The sequence below is a fragment of the Brevibacterium sp. LE-L genome (assembly GCF_050214925.1).
Lineage (GTDB): Bacteria > Actinomycetota > Actinomycetes > Actinomycetales > Brevibacteriaceae > Brevibacterium.
Genome location: NZ_CP189759.1, coordinates 2,722,084 through 2,745,202 on the forward strand (window position 1 = coordinate 2,722,084; position 23,119 = coordinate 2,745,202).

Sequence of the window (23,119 nt, forward strand, 5' to 3'; positions counted from 1 at the left end):
CTCAGCCTTGGATGTAGTCGACGCCGCCGGGTCGTGAGGCGGCGCGGTCGAGGAGTCTGGTGAGCATGTGGTCGGAGGTGACGTGTTCGCCGAGGCGGTTGGGTTTGCCCGTGCCGTGGTAGTCGCTCGACCCGGTGATGATGAGGTCGTTCTCATGGGCGAGTCGACGCATCGCCTCCCGTTCCTGAGGCGGGTTGTCCCGATGGTCGACTTCGAGCCCGTCGAGACCGGCGGCGATGAACTCGGTCATCGCTGAATCGGGCACGACCCGTCCGCGCATGGCGGCACGAGGATGGGCGAAGACCGAGACTCCTCCGGCTTCGCGGATGAGACCGATCGCGGTGATCGGGTCGATCGTCGGCAGCGCCACATGGTATTTGCCGCGGCTGGACAGGATGGAGGAGAACGCTTCAGTGCGGTTCTCCACGACACCGGCGGCCACGAGGGCATCGGCGATGTGCGGTCGCCCGATCGTCGCGTCTTCGCCGGAGACCGAGAGGACTGCGTCCATGTCGATGGGATAGTCCTCGGCAAGGCGCTCGATGATGAGGTGCGTGCGGTGCAGACGTGCCCGCCTGGTCTCCTGCACGACTTCGGCCAGTCCTGTGTTGTACGGGTCATGAAGGTAGGACAGCAGGTGCACACTGATGCCTTCGTAACGACAGGAGATCTCCATTCCCCGAACCAGCCCGAGCCCGTAGACGCGTGCGGCGTCCTCGGCCAGGGTCCAGCCCGCGGTGGTGTCGTGGTCGGTGATGCCGACGACGTCGATGCCCTCCATCGAGGCTTCGGAGATGAGTTCGGAAGGAGTTTGGGTCCCGTCCGAGAATGCGGTGTGCACATGGAGATCGATGACCATGATCACAGTCTATCTGCAACTGTCGTTCCCTCTTCCACATGTGCCGACGATGTCAGCCCCGCCGCATAGACTGGGTGGCATGACAGAGCAGAATTCAGATTCACCAGACACGTCTCAGGCCCTTTCCGACCGCGTCAACAACCGCTCGCATCGCCCCAATTCCCAGGCCTTCCGCGATTTCGTCGCCTCCGGCTGGGACCGCACCCCGCTCGACGCCGAGGCGTTGGCCGCCGCGGGCTTCACCCCAGCACGCCGGGCACAGGTCTCGGCCGCTTTCCCCGGTGAGCGCCTCGTCGTCCCTGCCGGCGGACTCAAGGTCCGCTCGAACGACACCGACTACCGCTTCCGTGCGCACTCGGCGTTCATCCACCTCACCGGGTTGGAGACCGATTCGGAACCCGATGCCGTCCTCGTCTTCGAGCCCGAGGACGATGGTCATGAGGTGACCCTGTACTTCCGTCCCCGCGCCGGTGCGGACACGGAAGAGTTCTTCTCCGACTCCCGCTACGGCGAATACTGGGTCGGTCCTCGCGCAGACCTCGAGGCCATGTCGACGATGACCGGCATCGCCACGGCGAACTCCGCCATCGTCGATGACGTCATCACGAAGGACCTCGGGGCGATCTCCGTACGTCTCGTGCGCCAGGCCGACACCCGCATCGACGCAGTCATCGACCTCGCCCGCACCCAGGTCCAGGCCGATCTCGAGACCTCCGAGGCCGGCGATGCGGAACTGGCTCAGCTGCTCTCCGAGCTGCGACTGATCAAGGATGACCATGAGGTCGCGGCCCTCCGCGAGGCCGTCGCGATCACGCGAGCCGGCTTCGACAATGTCGTCGGCGCGCTGCCGCAGGCCCTGGGACACCGACGCGGTGAGCGCGTCATCGAAACCGCTTTCGAGACCGCGGCACGTTCCGACGGCAATGGGGTCGGCTATGACACGATCGCAGCATCGGGCAACAATGCCTGCACCCTGCACTGGATCCGCAACGACGGTCGGGTCAGAGACGGCGACCTCGTCCTCGTCGACGCCGGTGCCGAAGCCGATTCGCTCTACACCGCTGACATCACCCGCACCCTGCCGGTGTCGGGGACCTTCACCGAGGTGCAGGCGAAGATCTATGATGCCGTGCTCGCGGCCTCGGACGCGGCATTCGCCGTCGCCGCCGATCACGTCAACCGTCCCGTGAGATTCCGTGAGGTCCACGAGGCGGCCATGGAAGTCATCGCCGAACGTCTCGAGGGCTTCGGAGTCCTGCCGGTCTCGGCCGCCGAGTCGCTCTCCCCCGAGGGGCAGCAGCACCGCCGCTGGATGGTCCACGGCACCAGCCACCACCTCGGACTCGACGTCCACGACTGTGCGCAGGCGCGAGCCGAGATGTACCTCGATGCCACGATCGAACCGGGAATGGTCTTCACGATCGAACCCGGTCTGTACTTCAAGGCCGATGACCTGCTTCTGCCAGAGGAGTTCCGCGGCATCGGTGTGCGAATCGAGGACGATGTCCTCGTGACTGCCGAGGGTGTGGAGAATCTCTCCGCGGACTTCCCACGCACCCGCGCCGAGGTCGAAGCCTGGGTCCAGGGTCGGAATCGCTGATGTCCTCGGCACACGACGCCCATCCGGGGACGGACGCGGACGCCGAGTCGATGCCGGTTGACGGCATCGGCCCGGTGCGCGGCCGGGGCATCCTCGAGGTCCCGGGACTCGGTCTCGGCCATGCGGGTGAGTTCACCCCGGGGCGCCTGACCGGGCTGAGCGTCGTGGTCCCTCCGTCCGGGTCCACCATCGGCGTCGATGTCCGCGGCGGCGGTCCCGCCACTCATGAGACCGATGTCATCGCCCCGGGCACGCATTCCTATGGTGCCGATGGCATCGTCCTCACGGGTGGTTCGGCTCTCGGCCTCGCCGCCGTCAGCGGCGTCGTCGATGCCCTCGCCGAGGCGGGGCACGGTTTCCCCGCACCCGGTCTGCCCGGAACCGTCATCCCACTCGTCCCGGCCGCCGCGATCTTCGACCTCGGTCGCGGGGCGGGGCCGGTGGCACCGCCGCGACCCGACGAGGGCGCGCAGGCGGCGAGGGACGCTCTGTCGACCGGCGCCGAATCGACCGCAGGGAAACCGAGTGCGGTGCCGCGGAGAGAGGTCAGGGGCAGCCTCGGTGCCGGTGCCGGTGCCCGTTCGGGGTTCCAGACGCTTCGCAGCGGACTCGGATCCGTCGCTGTCCGCCTGCCCGGCGGTGTCACTGTCGCCGCACTTGTCGCGGCGAACTCCCTCGGTTCGATCGGCACCTCGACCGGCGGTCTGTGGTTGGATCCACTGCTGCGGTCCTACGGATTCGATCTGCCGAGAGTCCGGGGGCTGCCGGTCGCGGCACCACCGGATGCGGCGGCGAAGAACACGACGATCGCGATCGTCGCCACCGACGCCGCTCTCGACCCGGCACAGGTGACTCGGATGGCATCGGGGGCGCATGCGGGCATCGCCCGAGCCGTCCAGCCTTCGCATACGCTCTATGACGGCGACACCGTCTTCGGCATCGCCACCGGAGAACACGCTCTTCCGACCGACTACGAGGCTGCCACCCGCGAACTCGTGACGATCACCGCGGCGGCCGCCGACGCGCTGAGCCTGGCGATCCTCGACGCTCACGTCTCGGCGGCCCCGGCGGGACCCGGATGGCAGCAGCCGCAGACCCTGAGCGAGATCGCTCCGGACTTCGCCTCGGCCTTCACCGCCGCGTTCTGAGCTCGCCGGCCCGGGGCTCGAGTCCTCCTGACAGTGACGGGGCCCGCCGAGCAGCGGGCCCCGTTTCTGTGCTCTCAGCGCTGGTGCCTCTCAGCAGGGCTGCGGATCAGTGTTCCTGACTGTGGGCACCGGTGACGCTCAGTTCTCGCGGGCGGACTGAGCTTCCTCGGAGTCCAGACCCTGCGGATCCTTGCTGCTCTTCTCCATCTGAACGTCGAAGCCGTCCTGGCGCAGCAGCTTCTGGGATTCGCTGTTCGCCTGGGCCTCGTCTTCGACCACGGTGAAGCGGATCGTCTGCGTGAAGTCACGACCGTAGCGGTCGGTTCCGGTCACCTCTGCGGTGTGAGTGCCCAGATCGAGGTTCGAGGGGATCTCGGTGCGCCACAGGTGCGAACTCGACTGTCCGACATTGCCCGAGGTACGCAGGTTCTGCGAGGCCGTGTACGGATCCGTGAACTCCCATCCCTTGGCCAGAGCCTCGCCCCGGCCGGGCTGTGTGTGCTCGCTCTGCTTCGGAGCCTTGCCGTCAAAGCTGACTTCGACTCGGGCATCGGAGGTGCCGGCCAGGAAGCTCGAGGTCAGCCATGTCTGCCCCTCCTTCAGATCATCACGGGTGACGACCCGTTCGGAGACCGGCTCCGGAGCGGTGCCCGCCTTGTCCGCGTCCTGCCAGTCCTGGGCCTTCTGGGCCCAGTCGCGCCACGCCGGCGAATTCACACCGAGCAGCAGCTGATGATCATCGGATTCGTTGCGCACGGTGTAGCGCTCGCTGCGCGAGGCACCGTCGAACTCCAGGGTGAGCACTCCCGGCTCCGAAGCGTCCTGAGTGAACGAGTACGGCAAGCCATCGGCGTTGAGCCCTCCGGAGTACCAGTCGCCGGAGACCGCACCGGCGACGATCTGCGTGTTCGGCAGCTTCTCGATTCCGGCCGCGGCCCATTCCTCGCGCGACTCACCGGCGATGAGGTTCTCCTGCGTGTGGGTGTGTCCGCCCACGGTCACGGCGTTCGGGTAGTCGGCGATGACATCGTAGAAGTCCTTCGCGTTGTCGACGACGACCTCTGTGTGCGTGACGATGGGCGCGTGTGTGGCGATGACGACCTGCGCGTTCTTCGGCACATTCTTCAGATCGTTCGCCAGCCAGGTCAGCTGCTCCTCGGTGATCCTCTCCTTGTACTTCTTCCCATTCGCCTTGCCCTCGTAGTCGATGCTGTCGAGCACGACGAAGTGGGTCTTGCCCACGTCATAGGAGAAATACGACGGCCCGAACTGGTCGCGGAAGGTGTCGAGGGCGTGAGAGTCGTCGACGGCGTCGTAGTCCTGATCGTGGTTGCCGGGGGCCACCCGCACAGGACCGTTCGTCTGCGCGTAGATGTCGCGCAGTTCGTCGTTGAGGCTGAGGTCGTCACCGACGTTGTCACCGAGCAGCAGCACACCGCAGGCACCGTAGTCCTCACGGTCGGCGAGGTCCCCGACCGCGCCGTCACGGGCATAGCCCATCTCGGTGGTGTCATAGGCCTGCGTGTCAGCGGCGATCGGGCAGTTCTGGTCCGACTTCGCCGACGCCGTCGATTCGACCATCGGGAAGTTCACTGCCTTCGGCGTCTGCCCGGTCGGTTCGATCCCGCCGAACTCGAGGTCACCGGATCCTTCGGGCAGATGGTTGTAGCTGAATTGGGCGACCTTGTCTTCATCGACGGGAACCTGCCATCCCGCCGGCTGGGTCACGGACACGGTCATGTTCTCCCGCACGGGCAGCTCATAGACCCCCTGGCCGTCGGTCTGGACGACGTCGACGCCGTTGGTGACCGCGACTCCGGCCACGCCCTCCTCGTCGTCGTCGAGCTTCGAATTCTCGTTGGCATCGTCGAAGACCCGACCCGTGAACTTCTGCGGATCGGCGGCCTGGCCCCGATCGACCTGCACGTGTCCCTCATAGAGTTCGGCCGGTGCCCCCGCCGCCGTCGCAGCGGTCGGTGACAGCAGCGGAGCGAAGAGTGTCAGCACGGCACAGGCACCCAGACCTGCGACGGTGGTGCGAGGGCGGATTCGGCGTATCTGCATGGATGACTCCTGTTGTCGACTGTGGCTGGATCTGCCGTGACACGACGCTAGGCAGGCCGAACGACAAGGGAGTGAAGTCGTCAGTACAGCTTGATGAATAGGAGAAGTGAGCGCGTGGAACACCTCCCCCAGACCGTCCGCGATTCGAGGTCACAGCAGCGTTCATGAGGCCGTCATCCCGGGATCGGCGGAATGTGAATTGAGTTCAATTCGCCGAGGCGGCCCCGCAGGACTCCGCCCACCCCGTAGTCTGAGAACATGTCTGGTCCACCGAAAAGAGTCTTCGTCGCCCGGCTCGTCTCCGCGCCCGTATTCGACCCTCTCGGCGATCAGGTCGGACGGGTTCGTGACGCCGTCATCGTCTATCGCGCGACCATGCGGCAGTCCCCACGTGTCATCGGCCTTGTCGTCGAAGTCCCGGGCAGACGCCGCGTCTTCGTCCCCATGGGTCGGGTCACCGCCATCGACTCCGGACAGGTCATCACCACCGGCCTGGTGAACATGCGCCGCTTCGAACAGCGCGGATCGGAGACGCTGGTCATGAACGATCTCCTCGACCGCAGGCTGCGTCTGCGGGCAGACGATTCCCCCGTCCTCGTCGAGGACGTCGGCATCGAGCAGCAGGTGAACAAGGACTGGGAGGTCACGCGCCTCTTCGTGCGTCGAGTCCCCGAACGCACCGCCTTCGCCGCGTTCCGCCGGCGCGGTGAGACGAAGCAGATCGACTGGACCGACGCCGACCATCCGGCCGACTCCGACATCGATCAGGAAGCCACCCAGCTCATCGCCGCCTACCAGGACACGAAGCCTGCCGACCTCGCCGATGTGCTCTTCGAGATGAACTCGGCGCGCCGTCTCCAGGTCGCCCGGGCCCTCGACGACGAGCGCCTCGCCGACGTCATCGAAGAGCTCCCGGCCGACACGCAGATCGAGATCCTCGCCGGCCTCGATACCGAACGTGCCGTGACGGTGCTCGAAGAGATGGAACCCGATGACGCCGCTGACCTGCTCGGCGAACTCAGCGACGACCAGGCCGAACGGTTCCTCGCCCTCATGGAACCCGATGACGCCGAGGATGTGCGGACGCTGCTGGCGTACGACGATGACACCGCCGGTGGCCTGATGACGACCGAACCGGTCATCCTCACCCCCGAGACCACCGTCGCCGAGGCGCTGGCCCACGTCCGCCGGGAAGACCTGCCTGCGGCCCTGGCCGCCGCGGTCTTCGTCTGCAGACAGCCCGTGGAGACACCGACGGGCAAGTACCTCGGGCTCGTCCACATCCAGGAGATGCTGCGTCATCCGCCGCATGAAGCGGTGGGCATCATGCTCGACACCGAGGTCGAACCGCTGCCGCCGGAAGCCCCTCTGGGCGAGGTGTCGAAGCTTCTGGCCGCGTACAATCTGGTCTCGGTGCCGATCACGGATGAGAACGACCGCCTCGTCGGAGTCGTCACCGTCGACGACGTCCTCGACGAGCTTCTGCCCGAGGATTGGCGCACGACCGGCCGTGATGAAATCAGGAGGGGGTAGACATGGCTGTTGACGATTTCGAGATCCCACGGTCGAGCAAACGCAAACTGCCGAACTTCGCCATGTCGCCTGAGACCTTCGGCCGCGGCGCCGAGGCGTTCGCCCGGTTCATGGGCACCCCCGCGTTCCTCGTGGGGATGACCGTCTTCTGTGCGGTCTGGCTTGGGTGGAACACTCTGCTTCCCGAGTCCTGGCAGTTCGACCCACGGTCGCTGAACTTCACTCTGCTCACCCTCATTCTTTCCCTGCAGGCCTCCTATGCCGCTCCGCTGATCCTCCTCGCGGAGAACCGCAGCACCGACCGTGACCGCGTCGAATTCGAACACGATCGGCAGCGTGCCGAACGCAACCTCGCCGACACCGAGTATCTGGCCCGAGAGGTCGCGGCGCTGCGGATCGCCATGCGAGAGGTCGCAACCCGCGACTTCATCCGCTCCGAACTCAAGGATCTGCTCAGGGAACTCGAAGAGGAGAGCAGAGAGCCCGGACGGTCCGCCGCGGAACCGAAGGACCCCGGGTACAGGGGCCAGGGGCCGGATGACGGCGCCGATTCCCAAGGGGTAGGGTTGAAGCCCCAGGAGCACTCATCCGGGGAGGAAAGGACGTGGACATGACTGGTCCCGATGTGGACACGGTGAGAGAGGCACTGACCGGCGTCATCGATCCCGAGATCCGCCGCAACATCGTTGAGCTCGATATGGTCGACGACATCAGCATCGACGGCGGCGAAGTCACCGTCACAGTTCTGCTCACCATCGCCGGCTGCCCGCTCAAGGACACGATCTCCAGGGACACGAAGGCTGCGGTGGCCCGCGTCGAGGGAGTCACCGAGGTGACGGTCGTCCTGGGGACGATGACACCCGAACAGCGGAAGGCGATGAAGGAGAAGCTGCAGGGAACCGGTACTCGCGACATCCCCTTCAACCGGCCCGACTCCCTCACCAAGGTGTACGCGATCGCGTCCGGCAAGGGCGGGGTCGGCAAATCCTCGGTGACGGCGAACCTCGCGGTTTCGCTCGCGGCCAAGGGTCTGCGCGTCGGCCTCGTCGATGCCGATATCTACGGTTTCTCCATCCCGGGCATGCTCGGACTTTCGGGCAAGCCGACCCGGGTCGACGAGATGATCCTGCCGCAGATCGGCCACGACGTGAAGGTCATGAGCATCGGCATGTTCGTCCCGCCGAGCCAGGCCGTCGTGTGGCGAGGCCCCATGCTCCACCGTGCCCTGCAGCAGTTCCTCACCGATGTGTTCTGGGGCGATCTCGACGTCCTTCTGCTCGACCTGCCGCCGGGCACCGGTGACATTGCGATCTCCGTGGCCCAGCTGCTGCCCGGTTCGGAGCTGCTCGTCGTGACCACCCCGCAGGCGGCCGCGGCTCAGGTTGCCGAACGTGCCGGCTCCATCGCCACCCAGACGAAGCAGACGCTGTCCGGGGTGATCGAGAACATGTCCTGGATGGAGATGCCCGACGGCAGCCGTCTGGATGTCTTCGGCACCGGCGGCGGCACCAGTGTGGCCGAGAACCTCTCGCAGACGCTCGAGACCACGATTCCTCTGCTGGCGCAGATTCCCCTCGACACACAGGTGCGCGAAGGATCCGACGCCGGCACCCCCGTCGTGCTCAGCCACCCCGAGTCCCCCGCTGCACAGGCCTTCGACACGTTGGCCGAGTCCCTGCGCAGGCGCTCTCGCGGACTGTCCGGCAGGTCTCTGGGTCTCAGCCCGGTCTGAGACAGTGCGGTTGCCTGTCCGTGGAGACGGTCTCGTCTACACACTGTTCTCCTGTGCGCTCGCGCTCAGCCTCTTCATCCTCCTGCCCGGTGCCGTCGTCACCGCGAACCGTCACGCCCCGCCGAGCGCGAAGGACCTGACTGCACAGCAGCATCGGACCACGGCGGCTGAGAACCGCGCCCTGGTGACCGAATCGATGCGCAGCTACGCGATCATCGCCGAGAAGCGAAGCCCGCGGCTGAACATCCATGTCTTCGGCGTGCCCGGGGCACCCTCGTTGAACTCAGCCGTCGAGTCTCGGCTGTCGACGATGATCGAGAAGGCGGGCGGATTCGACGGCAGAGCTGAGTTCTCTCCCCCGCAGACCTCGCCGGTCCACCGGTGGCCGACGGCGACATTCGCTCCGCTGCGGACTGCCTCAGGCGAACCCGCATCGGAATCTCAGGATGCGGCTCCCGGCCCCGGCAGAGATGCGCCCGATCCGGACTCGCTCGACATCGACAACTCGGTCCTCGTCGGAGGGGGCCGCTACCTCGTGACCACCGTCGAACAGCATTCACCGCAGCCGCATACCGCGGTGCTGCTCACCGACCTCGACGCCGAGACCACGGTCGATGCGCGCAGTCTCTTCACCGCCGCAGTGGACCCTGCGACGGTCTCCGGCGATGAATTCGGAAGGCTGACCATCGAGGGCACACCGGTGTCGGATGCGGAACTCACACCGCTGGGGACACAGGTCGCCGATGAGCTGCACACCCCGCTGAGACTGGTCCAGCCTGCCGACCAGCGGTCTCCCGACTTCTCCTGCGCACTGCTGCCCTGCGTAGCACTGACCTATGACGACGGTCCGGGAGAGGCCGCGACCGAACAGGCCATCCTCGATGCCGCCGCTGAGGCCGACATCCGCGTGACCTACTTCTTCCTCGGCAAGAACATCGATCACTTCCCCGAAGTGGCTCGCAAGGTCATCGCCGACGGTCACGAGGTCGACAACCACACCTATCGGCATCCGCGACTCAGCCAGATCCCCTCCGCGAAGATCCGTGCGGAGATCCGCCGGACCCGGAAGTCACTGAATTCGGTCGGTGTCGACACTGATCCTCTGGTCCGCCCGCCCTATGGTGCGCTCGACAAACGGTCCGCCCATGTCGTGGGCGTACCGTCGATCATCTGGGACGTCGACACCGGCGACTGGCAGCACAGGGATCCGAAGAAGATCGTCAAGGCGGTGAAGGCACATGCCCGTCCCGGCTCGGTCGTGCTCATGCACTCCATCCACCCCTCTACCGCGAAAGCCGCACCGGCCGTATACGCGACCGTCGCGGACAAGGGGTTGTATGCGGTGACCGTACGCGAGCTCTTCGCCGGAATCCCCTGGGAGAAGGCCGGGTCCTACTTCTGCCGCGGCTACGCCGATCCGCTGTGTTCGAACCCCGAGCACCCATCGGTGCAGAAGAACTGACAGTCGAGCTCTCCGCTCGAACCCGCCTCCGCTTTCGTCCCGGCGAACCGAAAGGGGTCCTGGTCCTTCAGGTGGCTTCGGAGTCGAACGGGGCGGCCGCGGATCGGTCTCGCAGGTCGACCTGGGCTTGGAACCGTTCGATCGGTGACTTCTCCCGCACAGTCGCCTCGGTGCCGGAGCTTTCCGCCGCAGTCGCCGGGTCCGCAGCGTCGACGGCGGGAGCCTCGAGCGGATCCCGACGTTTGGATTCGCGGATCGCAGCATCCTCTTCGACGAGGGCCTCTCGGACGATGCGCCGGGGGTCGTACTGACGCGGATCGAGCTTCTGCCAATCCACGTCGTTGAAGTCGTCCCCGAAGTCACGACGGACGCTGTCCTTCGCTCCCTCGGCCATCCGCCGCATCTGGCGGACGAAGTCACGCAGCTTCTCTGCGTATTCGGGCAGGCGCTTGGGTCCGATCACGACCAAGGCCACAACGACCAGGATCACCATTTCGGTGCCGTTGATACCCATGAACATGTCACCCAGTCTACCGTGGACGGCTGTAGCATCGACTCATGGTCAGCACAGGTTCGACGAGCGCCGGGTGCCGGGAGCGTCGATGGATGAGATAGCGGTCGAGCGCGTGCTGCGCATCGTCGAACTCGTCCCCGAAGCCCGTGTCGTCGCCTACGGAACCGTGGGTGCCGTCGCCGGCTGCTCGCCCCGCTATGTCGGGCGGGTGATGAGGGAATTCGGCTCGAACGTCACATGGTGGAGGGTGATCAACGCCGCGGGAGTCCTGCCGCCGGAGATCTTCGCCCGCGCCCGCAGCCACTGGGCCGATGAAGGCACTCCGCATTCCCATGCCCGGGTCGACCGGAGTGCGTTCCTCGACGTCGATGAGCTCGATGAGCTGTGGCGCACTCACGGAATCGAGCCCGAATGCGGTTAGACTTGGGAGGACTCAGCAACGGAAAGGAGGGGGCCGATTGTCACGTGAAATTGCAGGTGATCTCACCTTCTCCGAACAGTACAACGGCCCCGATCCCCTGCTCGATGCCGCCCGGACCCACTCTCACGAATTCGGTCTTGCGCCGGTGTCCCAGACGACGGCGAAGACGCTGACGCTCCTCGCCCGACTCCTCACCCCGGTCGCCGCCGTCGAAGTCGGAACAGGAGTGGGCACCTCGACTCTGGCTCTGCTGCGCGGTATGCCCACCGCCGGCATACTGACCTCCATCGACACGAACTCCACAGCACAAGGTGCCGCCCGCGACCTCGTCGATATGGCGGGAATTCGCCCGGGCCGCCTGCGGCTGATGAGCGGACGGGCCGAAGAGGTACTCAAGAAACTCGCTCCGGCCGCTTATGACATGGTCTTCATCGACTCTGAGCCGAGCAACCTCGAGCGCATGATCCAGCCATCGCTGCGTCTGCTCGACGCGCACGGTCTCCTCGTCATCCACCAGACGATGCTCAAGGGCGCTGTCGCCGACCCCGTCGACCGCAGCCCGCGGACCCAAGCGGCTCGCGGAATGCTCAACCGCCTCGCCCAGCAGGAAGACCTCGACCGGGTACTGTTGCCCATCGGCCAAGGACTGCTGCTGCTGCAGAAGAGCAGGTGAATGCGACAACAGCAGAGACTTCCGAGAAGTCTCTGCTGTTCGTGCGGTTCTGTCCGGCCGCTTCAGCGGCCGGAGGCTCAGAGCCCCAGAGTCTCTGCCAGAGTGTCGTGCAGTCCTGTGGCTTCGTCTCTGCTGAGCTCGATCACCAGACGTCCTCCGCCTTCGACAGGAAGCCGCATCACCATGCTTCGGCCTTCTTCGGTCACTTCCAGAGGTCCGTCGCCGGTGCGGGGTTTCTGGGCTGCCATGTGGGCTCTTCCTTCCGTTGTCATGCAAAGACGGTTCACACCAGGTGTACCGAATGTTGTACTTCGATTATTCCATGATCCGGACGATCCGGGTAACTTTCTCATAAACGATCGTTCACGGCGGCAGATCCGCCGGCGGGGTGAAGTGCCACAGGTAGGCCACCCAGATGATCTGGAACAGGATATATGCGACGAGCAGCGCGGCCCGGTAACCGCGTGAGCGCACCAGAGCCAGTGTCAGCGCCAAGGGGAACAGCGGCAGCAGCAGTCGCAGAGTCGAGGTCTGCGGGTTGAAGAAGATGAGCAGGTAGATGCCGTAGCCGAGGCAGAACAGCTGCAGCGTCCGCCCCATGCGCGCTCCGGCCGGAGAGAAGATCAGGCCGAGCATTCCCGCGACGACGATGATGAGCAGAACCGGGCCCAGGGGTCCGATGAGGTTGATCGACTGCGCCACCCATTGGACGACGAACGTCGTCTCTCCGGTGTGCCAGGCCGCCTCGGTGTCGGTGTAGGCGGTCAGCGACCCCGTCGCCCACCACGCGTGGAGCGGATGGATGAGGGCGGCCGCACATGACAGCACACCCAGGGTCCAGGATCGGACCACCTCGGCGGTGGGATAGGGGTCCTGGCGACGGTGGACGAACCGGTCGATGAGATGGAGGAGCATGAAGAACGAGAACGCCACTCCGACCGGTCGGGACAGGTCCATGAGGACGACGACCGGCAGCGCTGTCAGGTACCGGCGTTCGACGAGGAGGAACAGAACCATCGCCTGCAGCAGCAGTGTCAGGGATTCGGCGTAGCCGGTGGAGAGGATCGGCGCCGATGGGAAGAACATCACCAGCGCCAGTCCCATGAGCGCCTGGCCGGGATCAACGTATTTGCGGAAGAGGTGGAGGATGACGACGGCCGCCAACCCGGCGGCCACAGTGGATACGATCGGAGACAGGACTGCGTAGCTGACCCCGGTGAGGTCGGACAGGGTGCCGACGACCGAGGGGTGCAGCGGGTAGAAGGCCCACTGGTTCTCGGCGACCGCGCCGCTGTCGTCGGCGGGCAGGACGTGCGGGTAGCCCTCCTCGGCGACGCGGGCGTACCAACCGCCGTCCCAGAAGTTGAGGAAGTCGTTGAGGGTCGTCGTCACCGGCGATGATGACCAGTTCGCCGGATCCTGCCATTTGAGGACAGAGGCGAAGATCGACAGGCTCACGACACGGGAGACGAAGTACACGGCCAGGGCCTGCAGCCACACGGGCAGCACGATGAACAGTGCGCCGAGGCGGGAGAGTCGGGACGAGTCGAAGACTTCGGGGGCGAGGGTGATTCCGGGCAGGTCGGAAGGACGGCTCATCGTGGTTCGGCAGCCGTTTCCGGTGCCTCATTCGCGGTGTCGACGGGGACAGGGGATGTGGAGGGTGCGGGAGTTTCGGGCCCGGCAGGGTCAGCGGCTGCAGAGTCGACGGGCGTCTGGGCGCTCACATCGGTCGCGGATTCGAGGACGCGCAGGCGGTCCTGCAGGATCTGCATGGCCTCGTCGACGTCTTCCATTCGGTATCCGCGCAGTGCGGGCCTGAAACCCACCGTGTCGAGGTCCGCACTGGTGAATCCTTCGGGCAGGCCGGTCCACCGTTCCTGCGCCTCATCACCGGTTTCGGCGGCGAAGACGTTGAAGCTGGCCGCGATGACGATCACAAGGACGAAGATCGCGGCCGCGACACCGATCACAATCCACAAAGGCATGCGCCCATTTTCGCACAGACCCCGGTTGCGAACTCTCAGCGCAGGCCGCGCACGGTGTGTCTCGGCACGACTTCACCGGTGATCGCCAGGGTCACATCGATGGCGTCGGCGGTGGCGCGGACATCATGGGTCCGGATCATCGCCGCTCCCTTCTCGACAGCCAGCGCAGTTGCTGCGATGGTTCCGTGCAGCCGGTCCTCGGGCGCGACATCGCCGATGGCTTCGCCGACGAAGTCCTTCCTGGAGATCGCCAGCAGCACCGGAAGTCCGGTCGCGGTGAAACGGTCGAGCTCCCGCAGCAGACGCAGCGACTGATAGGTGTTCTTCCCGAAGTCCGGGGTGGGGTCGATGATGATCTTCTCGTCGGGGACACCGGCGGCACGGGCCGCCTCGGCGAGGTCGATGACTCCGGCAAGTGCTGCGTCGACGATGTCCCCGGCATGGAGGCCGTAGCGATTGCGGTGCGCATCGGTGCGGGGATCCAATCCCCCGGTGTGGGAGCAGACGAGGCCGACCTTGTTCCGGGAAGCCACCTCGGCCATCTGCGGATCGACCCCGGCCCACGTGTCGTTGAGAAGACCGGCGCCGGCCCGGCAGGCCGCTTCGGCGACTTCGTGGCGCCAGGTGTCGACGCTGATGAGCACGTGCGGGTGGGCTCGGGCCACGGCCTCGATCGTTGGGCACACGCGGTCGATCTCCTCGGCGACGGAGATCTCCCGACCCCTCCCCGCACGCACTCCCCCGATGTCGACGATGTGCGCGCCGTCGTCGGCGGCCGCGGCAACCGCGGTGATCGCCTCGTCCAAGGTGGCGGCGGATTCGTAGAACGAATCGGTCGTGCGGTTGATCACCGCCATGATCGCCGGTGCCCCCGCCCGGGCCTGGCTGAGGTCGAAGCGGGACATATCCGCGGCAGCGTCGGTGCGATCTTTCACGATGTGCTTCCCGCTTCGATCGTGGCCACGGCCTCGTCGATATCGTCGGTGAGGGTAAAGAGGGACAGATCCTTGTCGCTGATCGTGCCGTTGGCGAGCAGGCTATCGCGCATCCAGTCGACGAGACCCTGCCAGTAGGCGGTGCCGAAGAGGACGATCGGGAATGACGTCACCTTGCCTGTCTGGACCATGGTGAAAGCTTCGAAGAGTTCGTCGAGGGTGCCGAAGCCGCCGGGCATGACGACGAAGCCGCGGGAGTATTTGAGGAACATCGTTTTGCGGACGAAGAAGTAGCGGAAGTGCACGCCGAGCTCGACGTGGTCGTTCAGGCCCGATTCGAAGGGCAGTTCGATGCCCAGGCCGATCGACACCCCTCCGCCGTCGACGGCGCCGAGGTTGCCTGCCTCCATGATGCCCGGTCCCCCGCCGGTGATGACGGCGTTGCCGGATTCGGCCAGCCGGCGGGCGATCTCACGAGTGTCCGCATACGCCTGAGTGTCGGCGTGGAGCCGGGCTGAGCCGAAGATCGCGACGGCCGGTCCGACCTCGGCCAGGGAGCTGAAGCCTTCGACGAATTCGGCTTGGATGCGCATCACCCGCCACGGGTCTTCGTGCACCCACTCCGCACTCGTCCCCGCTTCGAGCAGACGCTGGTCCGTCGTCGTCTCCGGCACCTGGTCCCCGCGCAGACGCAGCGGGCCCTTGCTGTAGTACTCGGGCTGCCTGTCGCTCGGGGCGGGGCCGTCACCGCTCGGGACGGCGCCGTAGTCAGCGGATTCGCCTCTGTCGTTCACCGTGTTCACCGGCCTTCGAGGTAGCTGAGCAGGGTCCGGGTGGCCTGCTCCACCTCGGCGACTCTGACATGCTCGTCGGACTTGTGGGCATACAGCGGGTTCCCGGGACCGAAATTCACCGCCGGGACCCCGAGCGCACTGAACCGCGACACGTCGGTCCACCCCAGCTTCGGCGCCGGCGACAGGCCGAGTGTGTCGATGAAGTCCTGCGCAATGGGCCGGTCGAGGCCGGGCCGGGCACCCTCGGCAGCGTCGGTGACGACGATGTCGAAGCCGGTGAAGAACTCGCGCAGGAACGCTTCGGCTTCCGCGGCGGACCTGCTCGGGGCGAACCGGTAGTTCACGGACACGACGCATTCGTCGGGAACGACGTTGCCGGCCACACCTCCGCTGATGTTCACCGCGGACAGGGATTCGCGGTAGTCGAGCCCGTCGACCGTGACGGTCTCCGTCTCATGTTCGGCCAAACGGGAGAGCACCTGCGCAGCGGCATGGATGGCGTTGACGCCCATGAACGCGCGCGCCGAATGCGCGCGCACCCCGGTGGTGGTGACGTCGACGCGGATGGTGCCGTTGCAGCCGCCTTCGACCGAAGCATTCGAGGGTTCGCCGAGGATCGCGAAATCGCCTGTCAACCAGTCCGGATGAGTGCGCGCGACCCGGCCGAGACCGTTGAGTGAGGCGTCGACTTCCTCATGGTCGTAGAAGACCCAGCTGACGTCGCGGCTCGGGTCCTCAAGGGCTGCGGCCGTGGACAGCTGCATGGCGACTCCGGCCTTCATATCGCAGGATCCGCGTCCCCAGATCACTTCGTCCGTGGGGTAGTCCGCCCCGGTCATCGTGGTCCTCACCGGCGGCAGGTTGTCTTCGACGGGAACGGTGTCGAGGTGTCCGGCGACGACGATCCGTTCGGCCCGGCCCAGGCTGGTGCGGGCGACGACCGTATCTCCGTCGCGAAGGATCTCGAGTTCCGGTCCCGGGCCGCCGCTGATGCGTTCGAGCACCTCGACGACGGCGTCGGCCAACACGGTTTCGTGGCCGGAGACGGATTCGACCGCGCAGAGGCGGCCGGTGAGTTCGGCCGGGTCGCCGAGGGCGGCGAACAGGTACTCACCGAGCTCAGTCGTGGGTGCGAAGATGGACTCGGTCTCAGCAGATGGATCGACAGTCATGTCCCTTAGCCTAGTACTGCCCCCACCGTCTAGGCTTAAGGCATGACAGAACGCATCGTATCCGCACGTGGACTTGCCACGATCCATTCCGACATCGTCCTCTCCGTCTGGTACCCCACCCTGAGCGCGGCTGATACCCCCGAATCCGCCGAGGCGGCCGCCACCGCCCGCGCCGCCGACGACGGTCTCGACGCCCTCGTGGGCACCGACGACTCTCGCGGCACCCGCGCCGAAGTCGTCACCACCACGATCGATCTCGACGCAGGCCCCGCCTCGGCGGCGGATGCCTACCTGCGTCTGCACGCCCTGTCCCAACGACTGGTGACGCCCAACGACGTCAACCTCGACGGGATATTCGGGCACATCGCCAACGTCGTGTGGACGTCGTTCGGCGCCTGCTCCCCCGATGAGTTCGAGGCCACCCGCGCGAAGCTGCTCGCTCGCGGTCCCGTCGCCGTCTACGGACTCGACAAGTTCCCCCGCATGACCGACTTCGTCATTCCCTCCGGTGTGCGCATCGCCGATGCCGACCGTGTCCGCCTCGGCGCCCATTTGGCCCCCGGCACCACCGTCATGCACGAGGGCTTCGTGAACTTCAACGCCGGCACGCTCGGCTCGGCCATGGTCGAGGGACGCATCTCCCAGGGCGTCGTCGTCGGCGACGGCTCGGACATCGGTGGCGGCGCGTCGATCATGGGCACGCTCTCCGGAGGCGGCACGCACCGAATCTCGATCGGTTCGGGCAGCCTCTTGGGTGCCAACGCCGGTGTCGGAATCTCGATCGGAGATGACTGCATCGTCGAAGCCGGCCTCTACATCACCGCCGGCACACGTGTGACGGTCCCCGGTGAGGACGGTGCGGTGGTCAAGGCCGGCGAGCTCAGCGGCAAGAACAACATCCTCTTCCGCCGCAATTCGGTCTCCGGCGCCGTCGAGGCCATCGCTCGTGATTCGAAGGGCATCGAGCTCAACCCCGACCTGCACTGATCGCTGGCTGAGCCTCGGCGGTGTTTGAGGTTCCGCGGTCGGCTGCCGGCATCTGCGGCCGACAGTCCATCTGACCGCTGACGTTTCGGCCCGAGGCGACCGCCTGACGTGGGGTTTCGGCCGAGGCGACCGCCTGACGAGGGCGCGTTCACATGAAGTGAGCGCGCCCTCGCCGCATTCACTCGCACAATCACTCGCGTCAACGAGCAGATCCCCAAGCATCCGGTACCCGCAGCATCGCCCCCGGCAGCACCCCTCACCGCGGCAGTCACCACACACCGTCTCCGCCAATTCCAACAGCAATCATCACAACCCCGTGGTCCTGCAGGGCGTTGTGCGGCTAACGGTGACGGATGCCTGGGATGGGAAGCGTCAGCAGCTGCCGGAGGGGCTTCCAGCGCTGTACAATCCTCCGACTCAGCGGTCCTGCTCCAGCCTCGTCCACGATGGCACCGGGCTGCTACCCATGACCGATTCGCGACGAAAGTGGACCGCGCCGAGGCAATTTCGGACCGGGTTTCAAGCATCACCCACCGCTAGCCGCACACCACCGTGGTCCTGCAGGGCGGTGTGAAGCTACCGGTGATGGATGCAGTCGCCAGCTGTAGATGAAACGGCTAGCGGTACAAAGCGGCGGAAACGGTGAGGGCCGCTTCCCCGTAGGCGGGAGATGCTTAGCCCAAGTACGGGGCCGCCGGGGTGCGGCGGTGCGGAGAGAGGTTCCCAGGGTGCGGCAGCAGCGGGAAGCGGGGTGCGGAGCGAGGTTTCCGGGGTGCGGCAGCAGCGCTCGGCGGGACCGCCGGGGTGCGGCGGTGAGGTGAGGCCGAAGTCGGTGAATGCGCAACGGCGCCGGGCAGAGAAATCTGCTCCGGCGCCGCTTGACGCTGTCGGCGCCGCTTGACGCTGTCTCAGTCGACTCAGCGGTCGCTGATCTCCTTGTAGTCGCGGGAGTGCGCACCCGTGTAGATCTGGCGTGGGCGGCCGATCTTCGTCTCGGGATCCTTGATCATTTCGCGCCACTGAGCGATCCAGCCGGGCAGACGACCGACGGAGAAGAGCACAGTGAACATGTTCGTCGGGAATCCCAGAGCCTTGTAGATGAGGCCCGTGTAGAAGTCGACGTTCGGGTAGAGCTTGCGCTCGACGAAGTAGTCGTCGGCCAGCGCGATCTCCTCGAGCTGCTGAGCGAGCTCGAGCAGCGGATCGCCACCGGAACGAGCGAGCACCTCATCGGCGGTCTTCTTGATGATCTTTGCGCGCGGGTCGTAGTTCTTGTACACGCGGTGTCCGAAGCCCATGAGACGCACACCGTCTTCCTTGTTCTTCACCCGCTCCATGAACTTCTTCGGACCGTCGTCCGAGGCTGCGATGTTCTGCAGCATCTCGAGCACTGCGGAGTTCGCTCCCCCGTGCAGCGGGCCGGCCAGGGCGTTGACGCCGGCCGAAATCGACTGGAAGACGTTGGCCTGGGACGAGCCGACAAGACGCACGGTCGACGTTGAGCAGTTCTGCTCGTGATCGGCGTGGAGGATGAACAGCTGATCCATGGCCTTCACAGCCAGCGGGTCCGGTTCGTACTCCTCGGCCGGAACACCGAAGTTCACTCGCAGGAAGTTTTCGACCAGGCTCAGCGAATTGTCCGGGTGGATGACCGGCAGGCCCATGTTCTTCCGATGAGCGAGAGCCGCGATGGTCGGCATCTTCGCGAGCAGGCGGAATGATGAGGTATCGATCTGACCTTCGTCAAAGACATCGAGGTCATCTTGGTAGAACGTCGACAAAGCCGCGACCGCCGCTGCAACCATAGGCATCGGATGCGCATCGTAGGGGAAAGCGCGGAAGAACCGGCGCAGATCCTCATGCACGATCGTGTGTCCGCGCAGGCGGGCGTCGAAAGCATCGTACTGTTCCTGCGTCGGCAGCTCACCGTAGATGAGGAGGTAGCAGACTTCGACGAAGTTCGACTGTTCAGCGAGCTGCTCGATCGGATAGCCGCGGTACTGCAGCACACCTTCGTCACCATCGATGAAGGTGATCGACGACGAGGTGGATGCAGTGTTGGCAAACCCTGGATCGTAGGTCACCGAGCCGGTCTCTTTCAGCAGAGAGCCGATACGGTATCCGTTGTTGCCCGCTGACGCCGACACCTCGGGCAGCGTCAGCTCCGTATCAGCGATCCTGAGGTTCGCCTCCGAAGTCATTCGATCTCCTCACCGTTGACGTACCCCAAGAACTTCCTGAGGTGTCTTGCACAGTTCCTTCAAAGACTACCGACAAGTGCAGGAATGAGAAAATCAGTTCACCCTGCATCTACTCGTCAGTAATACTGTTGATCTCGACAAATACGAGATTTTTCGTCCTGAATGCAGCCTCTGCGGACACTTGGCAGAAGCTTAGAATTCAAGGGTTCCTTCCTGATCGGACCCAGCACCGGGATGCGCCCGGCACAGAGTCCGCACGCCCGACCGATCCGCTCGGCTACGCCGCTGCCCGACGAAGCCGCTCGGCTGCGGCCGAGATGCGCTCATCGGTGGCCGTCAACGCGATCCGCACATGGTCATCAGCTGCCTCACCATAGAATTCGCCCGGTCCGGCAACGATGCCCAGCTCAGCGAGATCGGCCAGTGAGTCCCAGCAGCTCTTCCCCGCCGTCGACCACAGGTAGAGACCCGCGCTCGAATGATCGATGCGGAATCCGAAGTCGACGAGTCCAGAACGCAGCATTTCCCGCCGCTGTCGATAGACCTCTTTCTGAGCCAGCACGTGTGCGGTGTCCCGCAGGCCGGCGATCATGGCCGCCTGGACCGGGAAGGGCACGATCATTCCCGCGTGCTTGCGCGAACGGGTCAGGTCGGCGATGAGCTCGCCGTCACCGGCGACGAACGCGGCACGGTAGCCGGCGAGATTCGACTGCTTCGACATCGAGTAGACGCTGAGCACACCCGCGTGGGACTCCCCCGCGGCCGAGAGCACGCTGGGAGCCGGTCCGTCCGATTCCCAGTTGAGCAGTCCGTAGCATTCGTCGGAGGCGAGAATGACTCCGGCGGCACGAGCCCGGCGGACCACCTCGGCGAGGGTGTCGGCATCGAGCACCTCCCCGGTCGGGTTGCTCGGGGTGTTGATCCACACCAAGCCGATGCCCTCGAGCGAAGCTCCGGCGACGATGTCGGCGGCGTCGATGCGACGACACTCGACTCCCGCGATCGTCGCCCCCATCTCGTAGGTCGGGTAGGCCGCGGACGGGCAGGCCACGGCCAGCCCCCGCTGTCGCAGCCCCAGCAGCGTGGGCAGCCAGGCCACGAGCTCCTTCGAGCCCACGGTCGGCAGGATCTCGGTGGCGGGATCGAGCTGGACGGAATGCCAGTTCTCATACCACCAGGCGATCGCTTCGCGCAGCTCGGCGGTTCCCGCCGTCGTCGGGTACCCGTGGGCGTCTGACGCATCGGCCAGAGCCCGACGGATCACCTCAGGCGTGGGATCGACGGGCGTGCCGATCGACAGATCGCACACACCATCGGAGTGTTCGGCCGCGCGGCGGCGGAAGTCGGTGAGCCGGTCCCAAGGGTAGTCCGGCAGCTCAAGTCCGTAGGAGGTCACCATTGCTCAGACGTCGTGGCTCTGCGGGGGAAGGGCGGAGATGATCGGATGATCCTTGTGGGTGTTGCCGAGCTTCGCGGCACCACCGGGCGATCCGAGGTCATCGAAGAATTCGACGTTCGCCTTGTAGTACTCTTCCCATTCGTCCGGGACATCGTCCTCGTAGAAGATCGCCTCGACAGGGCAGACAGGTTCACAGGCACCGCAGTCGACACACTCATCGGGGTGGATGTAGAGACTGCGTTCGCCCTCGTAGATGCAGTCGACAGGGCATTCGTCGATGCACGCCTTGTCTTTGAGATCGACACAGGGCTGGGCAATGATGTACGTCACTGGACTGACTCCTCGCAAGACTCACAGATGGTGCGCATATACGTCCCACAATACGCCTTCGCCCGATCTCCTTGCCCACCCGTCTCGGGTGATTCGCATTGCATCTGCCCCGGGCGGTGATGCGTTGCGGCGGCGGGCCGCCGTGGTGACTTAGGCTGGGAGAGCACAGATCCGGCGGAGGAAGGCGAGAAGTGGACGATCTGCAGCCCGGCAGACGAGTGGTCGTGCGGTATGCGCTCGATCCCGGGGACACCCATTCGACCTCTGATGCGCTCGGCGTCATCACCGATGCCGACGAGGCCGGTGTCGAAATCAACACAAAGCGCGGTCCGCTGCGCATCGCCCGAGCCCAGATCCTCCTCGTCCACGAGGTGCCGCCGGCCCCGACGAAAGCCGGCCGAACTCATGAGATCGTATCCGCCGTCGACCTCCGCCGCATCTCGGCCGCGGCCTGGCTGCCGCAGGATGTGTCCTGGCTGCATGTGGAGAACCTGCGCAACGAGGGCAGCGAATCCGGCGCGGATATGAGCTTGCTCCAGAAGGGGTGGCTGCTGCGCAATTCCGAGTCCGCGACGCGACGGGCCAACAGCTGCCTGCCCGTGTCCGATTCCGGTCTGGGGTGGGAACAGGCCCTCGACGCGGTCGAGGAGTGGTATCGGACGCGGGAGAAGCCCAGCCGGATCCAGATCTACTCGGCCGACGATTCGTCCGCGCTGGCACCGGAATGCGAGGGGCTTGCTCCGCTGCTCTCGGCACGCGGCTACACCCCCTCCGAGGCGGTCCTCCTGCTCACAGGTGCCACCGCGGAAGCCGCGGCAGGTGCGTCCTCCCCCGCCGAGGCGGCCGCCCCCGGTCTGCTCATCGACGTTGCCGATGCGCCGACTCCCGAACATTTCGCGGCGTGGACGAGTCAGCGCAGTCCCGGCGACGCTCCGGATTCGGCCGAAGCCTTCCGTGCGCTCATCGCTGCCGACCAGCCGTGTGAGTTCGTCACCGCCTACGCCGCGCATCCCGACGGCTCCCGGTCGATGGTCGCCGCCTGCCGTGTCGTGGAACGCAGCAAATGGGGCGTTGTCACGAACCTCATCACCCGCCCCGACCTGCGCCGTCGAGGCGCCGGGCGATCAGTGGCGCAGGCGGCGGCAGCTCTGCTCGCTCAACGTGGTGTGCGGTCTTACCTCGTCGATATCGAAGCCGGCAATGAAGCGTCGATCAACCTCTTCACTTCACTCGGAGCCACCGTCCGTCATCGTTCGTGGTACGCCGAGCAGCGCTGAGTTCGGCCAGCTGAACCGCGGCCGAGTCGC

22 protein-coding genes are annotated in these 23,119 nt (G+C 65.7%); 10 read left to right on the forward strand and 12 right to left on the reverse strand.

Annotation, left to right across the window (positions count from 1 at the left end; translation table 11 throughout):
* Nucleotide 1: 1 nt before the first annotated feature.
* Entirely contained in the window at nt 2-859 is an 858-nt protein-coding gene (locus ACQE2J_RS12295) for a PHP domain-containing protein (protein WP_135538774.1), read from the reverse strand.
* Between the two features lie 79 nt (nt 860-938).
* On the opposite strand from ACQE2J_RS12295, the gene ACQE2J_RS12300 reads away from it, so the two are divergent.
* Nucleotides 939-2,459, forward strand: coding sequence for an aminopeptidase P family protein (locus ACQE2J_RS12300; protein ID WP_425119545.1), 1,521 nt, complete (start codon nt 939-941; stop codon nt 2,457-2,459).
* Nucleotides 2,459-3,607, forward strand: coding sequence for a P1 family peptidase (locus ACQE2J_RS12305; RefSeq protein WP_425119546.1), 1,149 nt, complete (start codon nt 2,459-2,461; stop codon nt 3,605-3,607). Before ACQE2J_RS12300 ends, ACQE2J_RS12305 begins: the two co-directional genes overlap by 1 nt.
* Before the next feature lie 138 nt (nt 3,608-3,745).
* Here the strand turns inward: ACQE2J_RS12305 and ACQE2J_RS12310 are convergent, their stop codons facing one another.
* The gene (locus ACQE2J_RS12310) at nt 3,746-5,671 is read right to left on the reverse strand and encodes a calcineurin-like phosphoesterase C-terminal domain-containing protein (RefSeq protein ID WP_425119547.1); all 1,926 of its coding nucleotides are present in this window, start codon (nt 5,669-5,671) and stop codon (nt 3,746-3,748) included.
* Between the two features lie 258 nt (nt 5,672-5,929).
* On the opposite strand from ACQE2J_RS12310, the gene ACQE2J_RS12315 reads away from it, so the two are divergent.
* Genes ACQE2J_RS12315 through ACQE2J_RS12330 form a run of 4 tightly spaced genes read left to right on the forward strand, consistent with a single transcriptional unit; the run spans nt 5,930 to nt 10,398 of the window.
* A complete protein-coding gene (locus tag ACQE2J_RS12315; RefSeq protein ID WP_135538780.1) occupies nt 5,930-7,204 on the forward strand; it encodes a magnesium transporter MgtE N-terminal domain-containing protein in 1,275 nt (424 codons plus the stop codon).
* 2 nt (nt 7,205-7,206) lie between these two features.
* Entirely contained in the window at nt 7,207-7,818 is a 612-nt protein-coding gene (locus ACQE2J_RS12320) for a DUF1003 domain-containing protein (RefSeq protein ID WP_425119549.1), read from the forward strand.
* Nucleotides 7,815-8,936, forward strand: a complete 1,122-nt coding sequence (locus ACQE2J_RS12325) for an Mrp/NBP35 family ATP-binding protein (protein WP_135538782.1) — start codon at nt 7,815-7,817, stop codon at nt 8,934-8,936. The genes ACQE2J_RS12320 and ACQE2J_RS12325 overlap by 4 nt, the downstream gene beginning before the upstream one ends.
* A gap of 10 nt (nt 8,937-8,946) precedes the next feature.
* Nucleotides 8,947-10,398: a polysaccharide deacetylase family protein gene (locus ACQE2J_RS12330; RefSeq protein ID WP_425119550.1), complete on the forward strand. Its 1,452-nt coding sequence runs from the start codon at nt 8,947-8,949 to the stop codon at nt 10,396-10,398.
* A 67-nt stretch (nt 10,399-10,465) separates the two neighbouring features.
* On the opposite strand, the gene ACQE2J_RS12335 is transcribed toward ACQE2J_RS12330, so the two are convergent.
* Nucleotides 10,466-10,918: a twin-arginine translocase TatA/TatE family subunit gene (locus ACQE2J_RS12335; protein WP_135538786.1), complete on the reverse strand. Its 453-nt coding sequence runs from the start codon at nt 10,916-10,918 to the stop codon at nt 10,466-10,468.
* An 82-nt stretch (nt 10,919-11,000) separates the two neighbouring features.
* On the opposite strand from ACQE2J_RS12335, the gene ACQE2J_RS12340 reads away from it, so the two are divergent.
* Nucleotides 11,001-11,333: an MGMT family protein gene (locus ACQE2J_RS12340; protein WP_135538788.1), complete on the forward strand. Its 333-nt coding sequence runs from the start codon at nt 11,001-11,003 to the stop codon at nt 11,331-11,333.
* A 37-nt stretch (nt 11,334-11,370) separates the two neighbouring features.
* The gene (locus ACQE2J_RS12345) at nt 11,371-12,006 is read left to right on the forward strand and encodes an O-methyltransferase (protein WP_135538789.1); all 636 of its coding nucleotides are present in this window, start codon (nt 11,371-11,373) and stop codon (nt 12,004-12,006) included.
* A 77-nt stretch (nt 12,007-12,083) separates the two neighbouring features.
* Here ACQE2J_RS12345 and ACQE2J_RS12350 read toward each other — a convergent pair whose 3' ends face one another.
* The 6 genes from ACQE2J_RS12350 to dapE all read right to left on the reverse strand — a co-directional run bounded on the left by ACQE2J_RS12350 (nt 12,084) and on the right by dapE (nt 16,895).
* Nucleotides 12,084-12,254 carry a DUF3117 domain-containing protein gene (locus tag ACQE2J_RS12350; RefSeq protein ID WP_135538791.1) on the reverse strand — a complete coding sequence of 57 codons (171 nt, stop codon included), beginning with the start codon at nt 12,252-12,254 and terminating at the stop codon, nt 12,084-12,086.
* 115 nt (nt 12,255-12,369) lie between these two features.
* Nucleotides 12,370-13,605: a hypothetical protein gene (locus tag ACQE2J_RS12355; RefSeq protein WP_135538793.1), complete on the reverse strand. Its 1,236-nt coding sequence runs from the start codon at nt 13,603-13,605 to the stop codon at nt 12,370-12,372.
* Nucleotides 13,602-13,994, reverse strand: a complete 393-nt coding sequence (locus ACQE2J_RS12360; RefSeq protein WP_135538794.1) for a DivIVA domain-containing protein — start codon at nt 13,992-13,994, stop codon at nt 13,602-13,604. The genes ACQE2J_RS12355 and ACQE2J_RS12360 overlap by 4 nt, the downstream gene beginning before the upstream one ends.
* Before the next feature lie 35 nt (nt 13,995-14,029).
* Nucleotides 14,030-14,929: a dihydropteroate synthase gene (folP, locus tag ACQE2J_RS12365; RefSeq protein ID WP_240689682.1), complete on the reverse strand. Its 900-nt coding sequence runs from the start codon at nt 14,927-14,929 to the stop codon at nt 14,030-14,032.
* The gene (locus ACQE2J_RS12370; protein WP_135538796.1) at nt 14,926-15,723 is read right to left on the reverse strand and encodes a TIGR00730 family Rossman fold protein; all 798 of its coding nucleotides are present in this window, start codon (nt 15,721-15,723) and stop codon (nt 14,926-14,928) included. The genes folP and ACQE2J_RS12370 overlap by 4 nt, the downstream gene beginning before the upstream one ends.
* A gap of 5 nt (nt 15,724-15,728) precedes the next feature.
* Nucleotides 15,729-16,895, reverse strand: coding sequence for a succinyl-diaminopimelate desuccinylase (gene dapE, locus ACQE2J_RS12375; protein ID WP_426936400.1), 1,167 nt, complete (start codon nt 16,893-16,895; stop codon nt 15,729-15,731).
* A gap of 42 nt (nt 16,896-16,937) precedes the next feature.
* Here dapE and dapD point away from each other — a divergent pair, with 42 nt between their 5' ends.
* Nucleotides 16,938-17,882 (forward strand): 2,3,4,5-tetrahydropyridine-2,6-dicarboxylate N-succinyltransferase, encoded by a 945-nt coding sequence (gene dapD, locus ACQE2J_RS12380; RefSeq protein ID WP_426936401.1) that lies wholly within the window; start codon nt 16,938-16,940, stop codon nt 17,880-17,882.
* 917 nt (nt 17,883-18,799) lie between these two features.
* Here dapD and ACQE2J_RS12385 read toward each other — a convergent pair.
* From ACQE2J_RS12385 to fdxA, 3 genes are all read right to left on the reverse strand, one after another.
* A complete protein-coding gene (locus tag ACQE2J_RS12385; RefSeq protein WP_425119551.1) occupies nt 18,800-20,083 on the reverse strand; it encodes a citrate synthase in 1,284 nt (427 codons plus the stop codon).
* A gap of 277 nt (nt 20,084-20,360) precedes the next feature.
* Nucleotides 20,361-21,482, reverse strand: coding sequence for a succinyldiaminopimelate transaminase (dapC, locus tag ACQE2J_RS12390; protein WP_426936402.1), 1,122 nt, complete (start codon nt 21,480-21,482; stop codon nt 20,361-20,363).
* 3 nt (nt 21,483-21,485) lie between these two features.
* Nucleotides 21,486-21,812, reverse strand: a complete 327-nt coding sequence (gene fdxA, locus ACQE2J_RS12395; protein ID WP_135538806.1) for a ferredoxin — start codon at nt 21,810-21,812, stop codon at nt 21,486-21,488.
* Nucleotides 21,813-22,003: 191 nt separating this feature from the next.
* Between fdxA and ACQE2J_RS12400 the strand changes: the two genes are divergently transcribed.
* Nucleotides 22,004-23,089 carry an N-acetyltransferase family protein gene (locus tag ACQE2J_RS12400; RefSeq protein ID WP_426936403.1) on the forward strand — a complete coding sequence of 362 codons (1,086 nt, stop codon included), beginning with the start codon at nt 22,004-22,006 and terminating at the stop codon, nt 23,087-23,089.
* Nucleotides 23,090-23,119 lie beyond the last annotated feature (30 nt).

Bases quoted from the DNA above. Each gene is read 5' to 3' on its own strand.
- ACQE2J_RS12360 (WP_135538794.1), bottom strand. From the start codon at position 13,994: ATGCCTTTGTGGATTGTGATCGGTGTCGCGGCCGCGATCTTCGTCCTT.
- ACQE2J_RS12335 (WP_135538786.1), bottom strand. From the start codon at position 10,918: ATGTTCATGGGTATCAACGGCACCGAAATGGTGATCCTGGTCGTTGTG.
- ACQE2J_RS12340 (WP_135538788.1), top strand. From the start codon at position 11,001: ATGGATGAGATAGCGGTCGAGCGCGTGCTGCGCATCGTCGAACTCGTC.
- ACQE2J_RS12315 (WP_135538780.1), top strand. From the start codon at position 5,930: ATGTCTGGTCCACCGAAAAGAGTCTTCGTCGCCCGGCTCGTCTCCGCG.
- ACQE2J_RS12295 (WP_135538774.1), bottom strand. From the start codon at position 859: ATGGTCATCGATCTCCATGTGCACACCGCATTCTCGGACGGGACCCAA.
- ACQE2J_RS12320 (WP_425119549.1), top strand. From the start codon at position 7,207: ATGGCTGTTGACGATTTCGAGATCCCACGGTCGAGCAAACGCAAACTG.
- dapD (WP_426936401.1), top strand. From the start codon at position 16,938: ATGACAGAACGCATCGTATCCGCACGTGGACTTGCCACGATCCATTCC.
- ACQE2J_RS12325 (WP_135538782.1), top strand. From the start codon at position 7,815: ATGACTGGTCCCGATGTGGACACGGTGAGAGAGGCACTGACCGGCGTC.
- ACQE2J_RS12385 (WP_425119551.1), bottom strand. From the start codon at position 20,083: ATGACTTCGGAGGCGAACCTCAGGATCGCTGATACGGAGCTGACGCTG.
- ACQE2J_RS12310 (WP_425119547.1), bottom strand. From the start codon at position 5,671: ATGCAGATACGCCGAATCCGCCCTCGCACCACCGTCGCAGGTCTGGGT.
- ACQE2J_RS12305 (WP_425119546.1), top strand. From the start codon at position 2,459: ATGTCCTCGGCACACGACGCCCATCCGGGGACGGACGCGGACGCCGAG.
- dapE (WP_426936400.1), bottom strand. From the start codon at position 16,895: ATGACTGTCGATCCATCTGCTGAGACCGAGTCCATCTTCGCACCCACG.
- ACQE2J_RS12355 (WP_135538793.1), bottom strand. From the start codon at position 13,605: ATGAGCCGTCCTTCCGACCTGCCCGGAATCACCCTCGCCCCCGAAGTC.
- dapC (WP_426936402.1), bottom strand. From the start codon at position 21,482: ATGGTGACCTCCTACGGACTTGAGCTGCCGGACTACCCTTGGGACCGG.
- ACQE2J_RS12350 (WP_135538791.1), bottom strand. From the start codon at position 12,254: ATGGCAGCCCAGAAACCCCGCACCGGCGACGGACCTCTGGAAGTGACC.
- ACQE2J_RS12300 (WP_425119545.1), top strand. From the start codon at position 939: ATGACAGAGCAGAATTCAGATTCACCAGACACGTCTCAGGCCCTTTCC.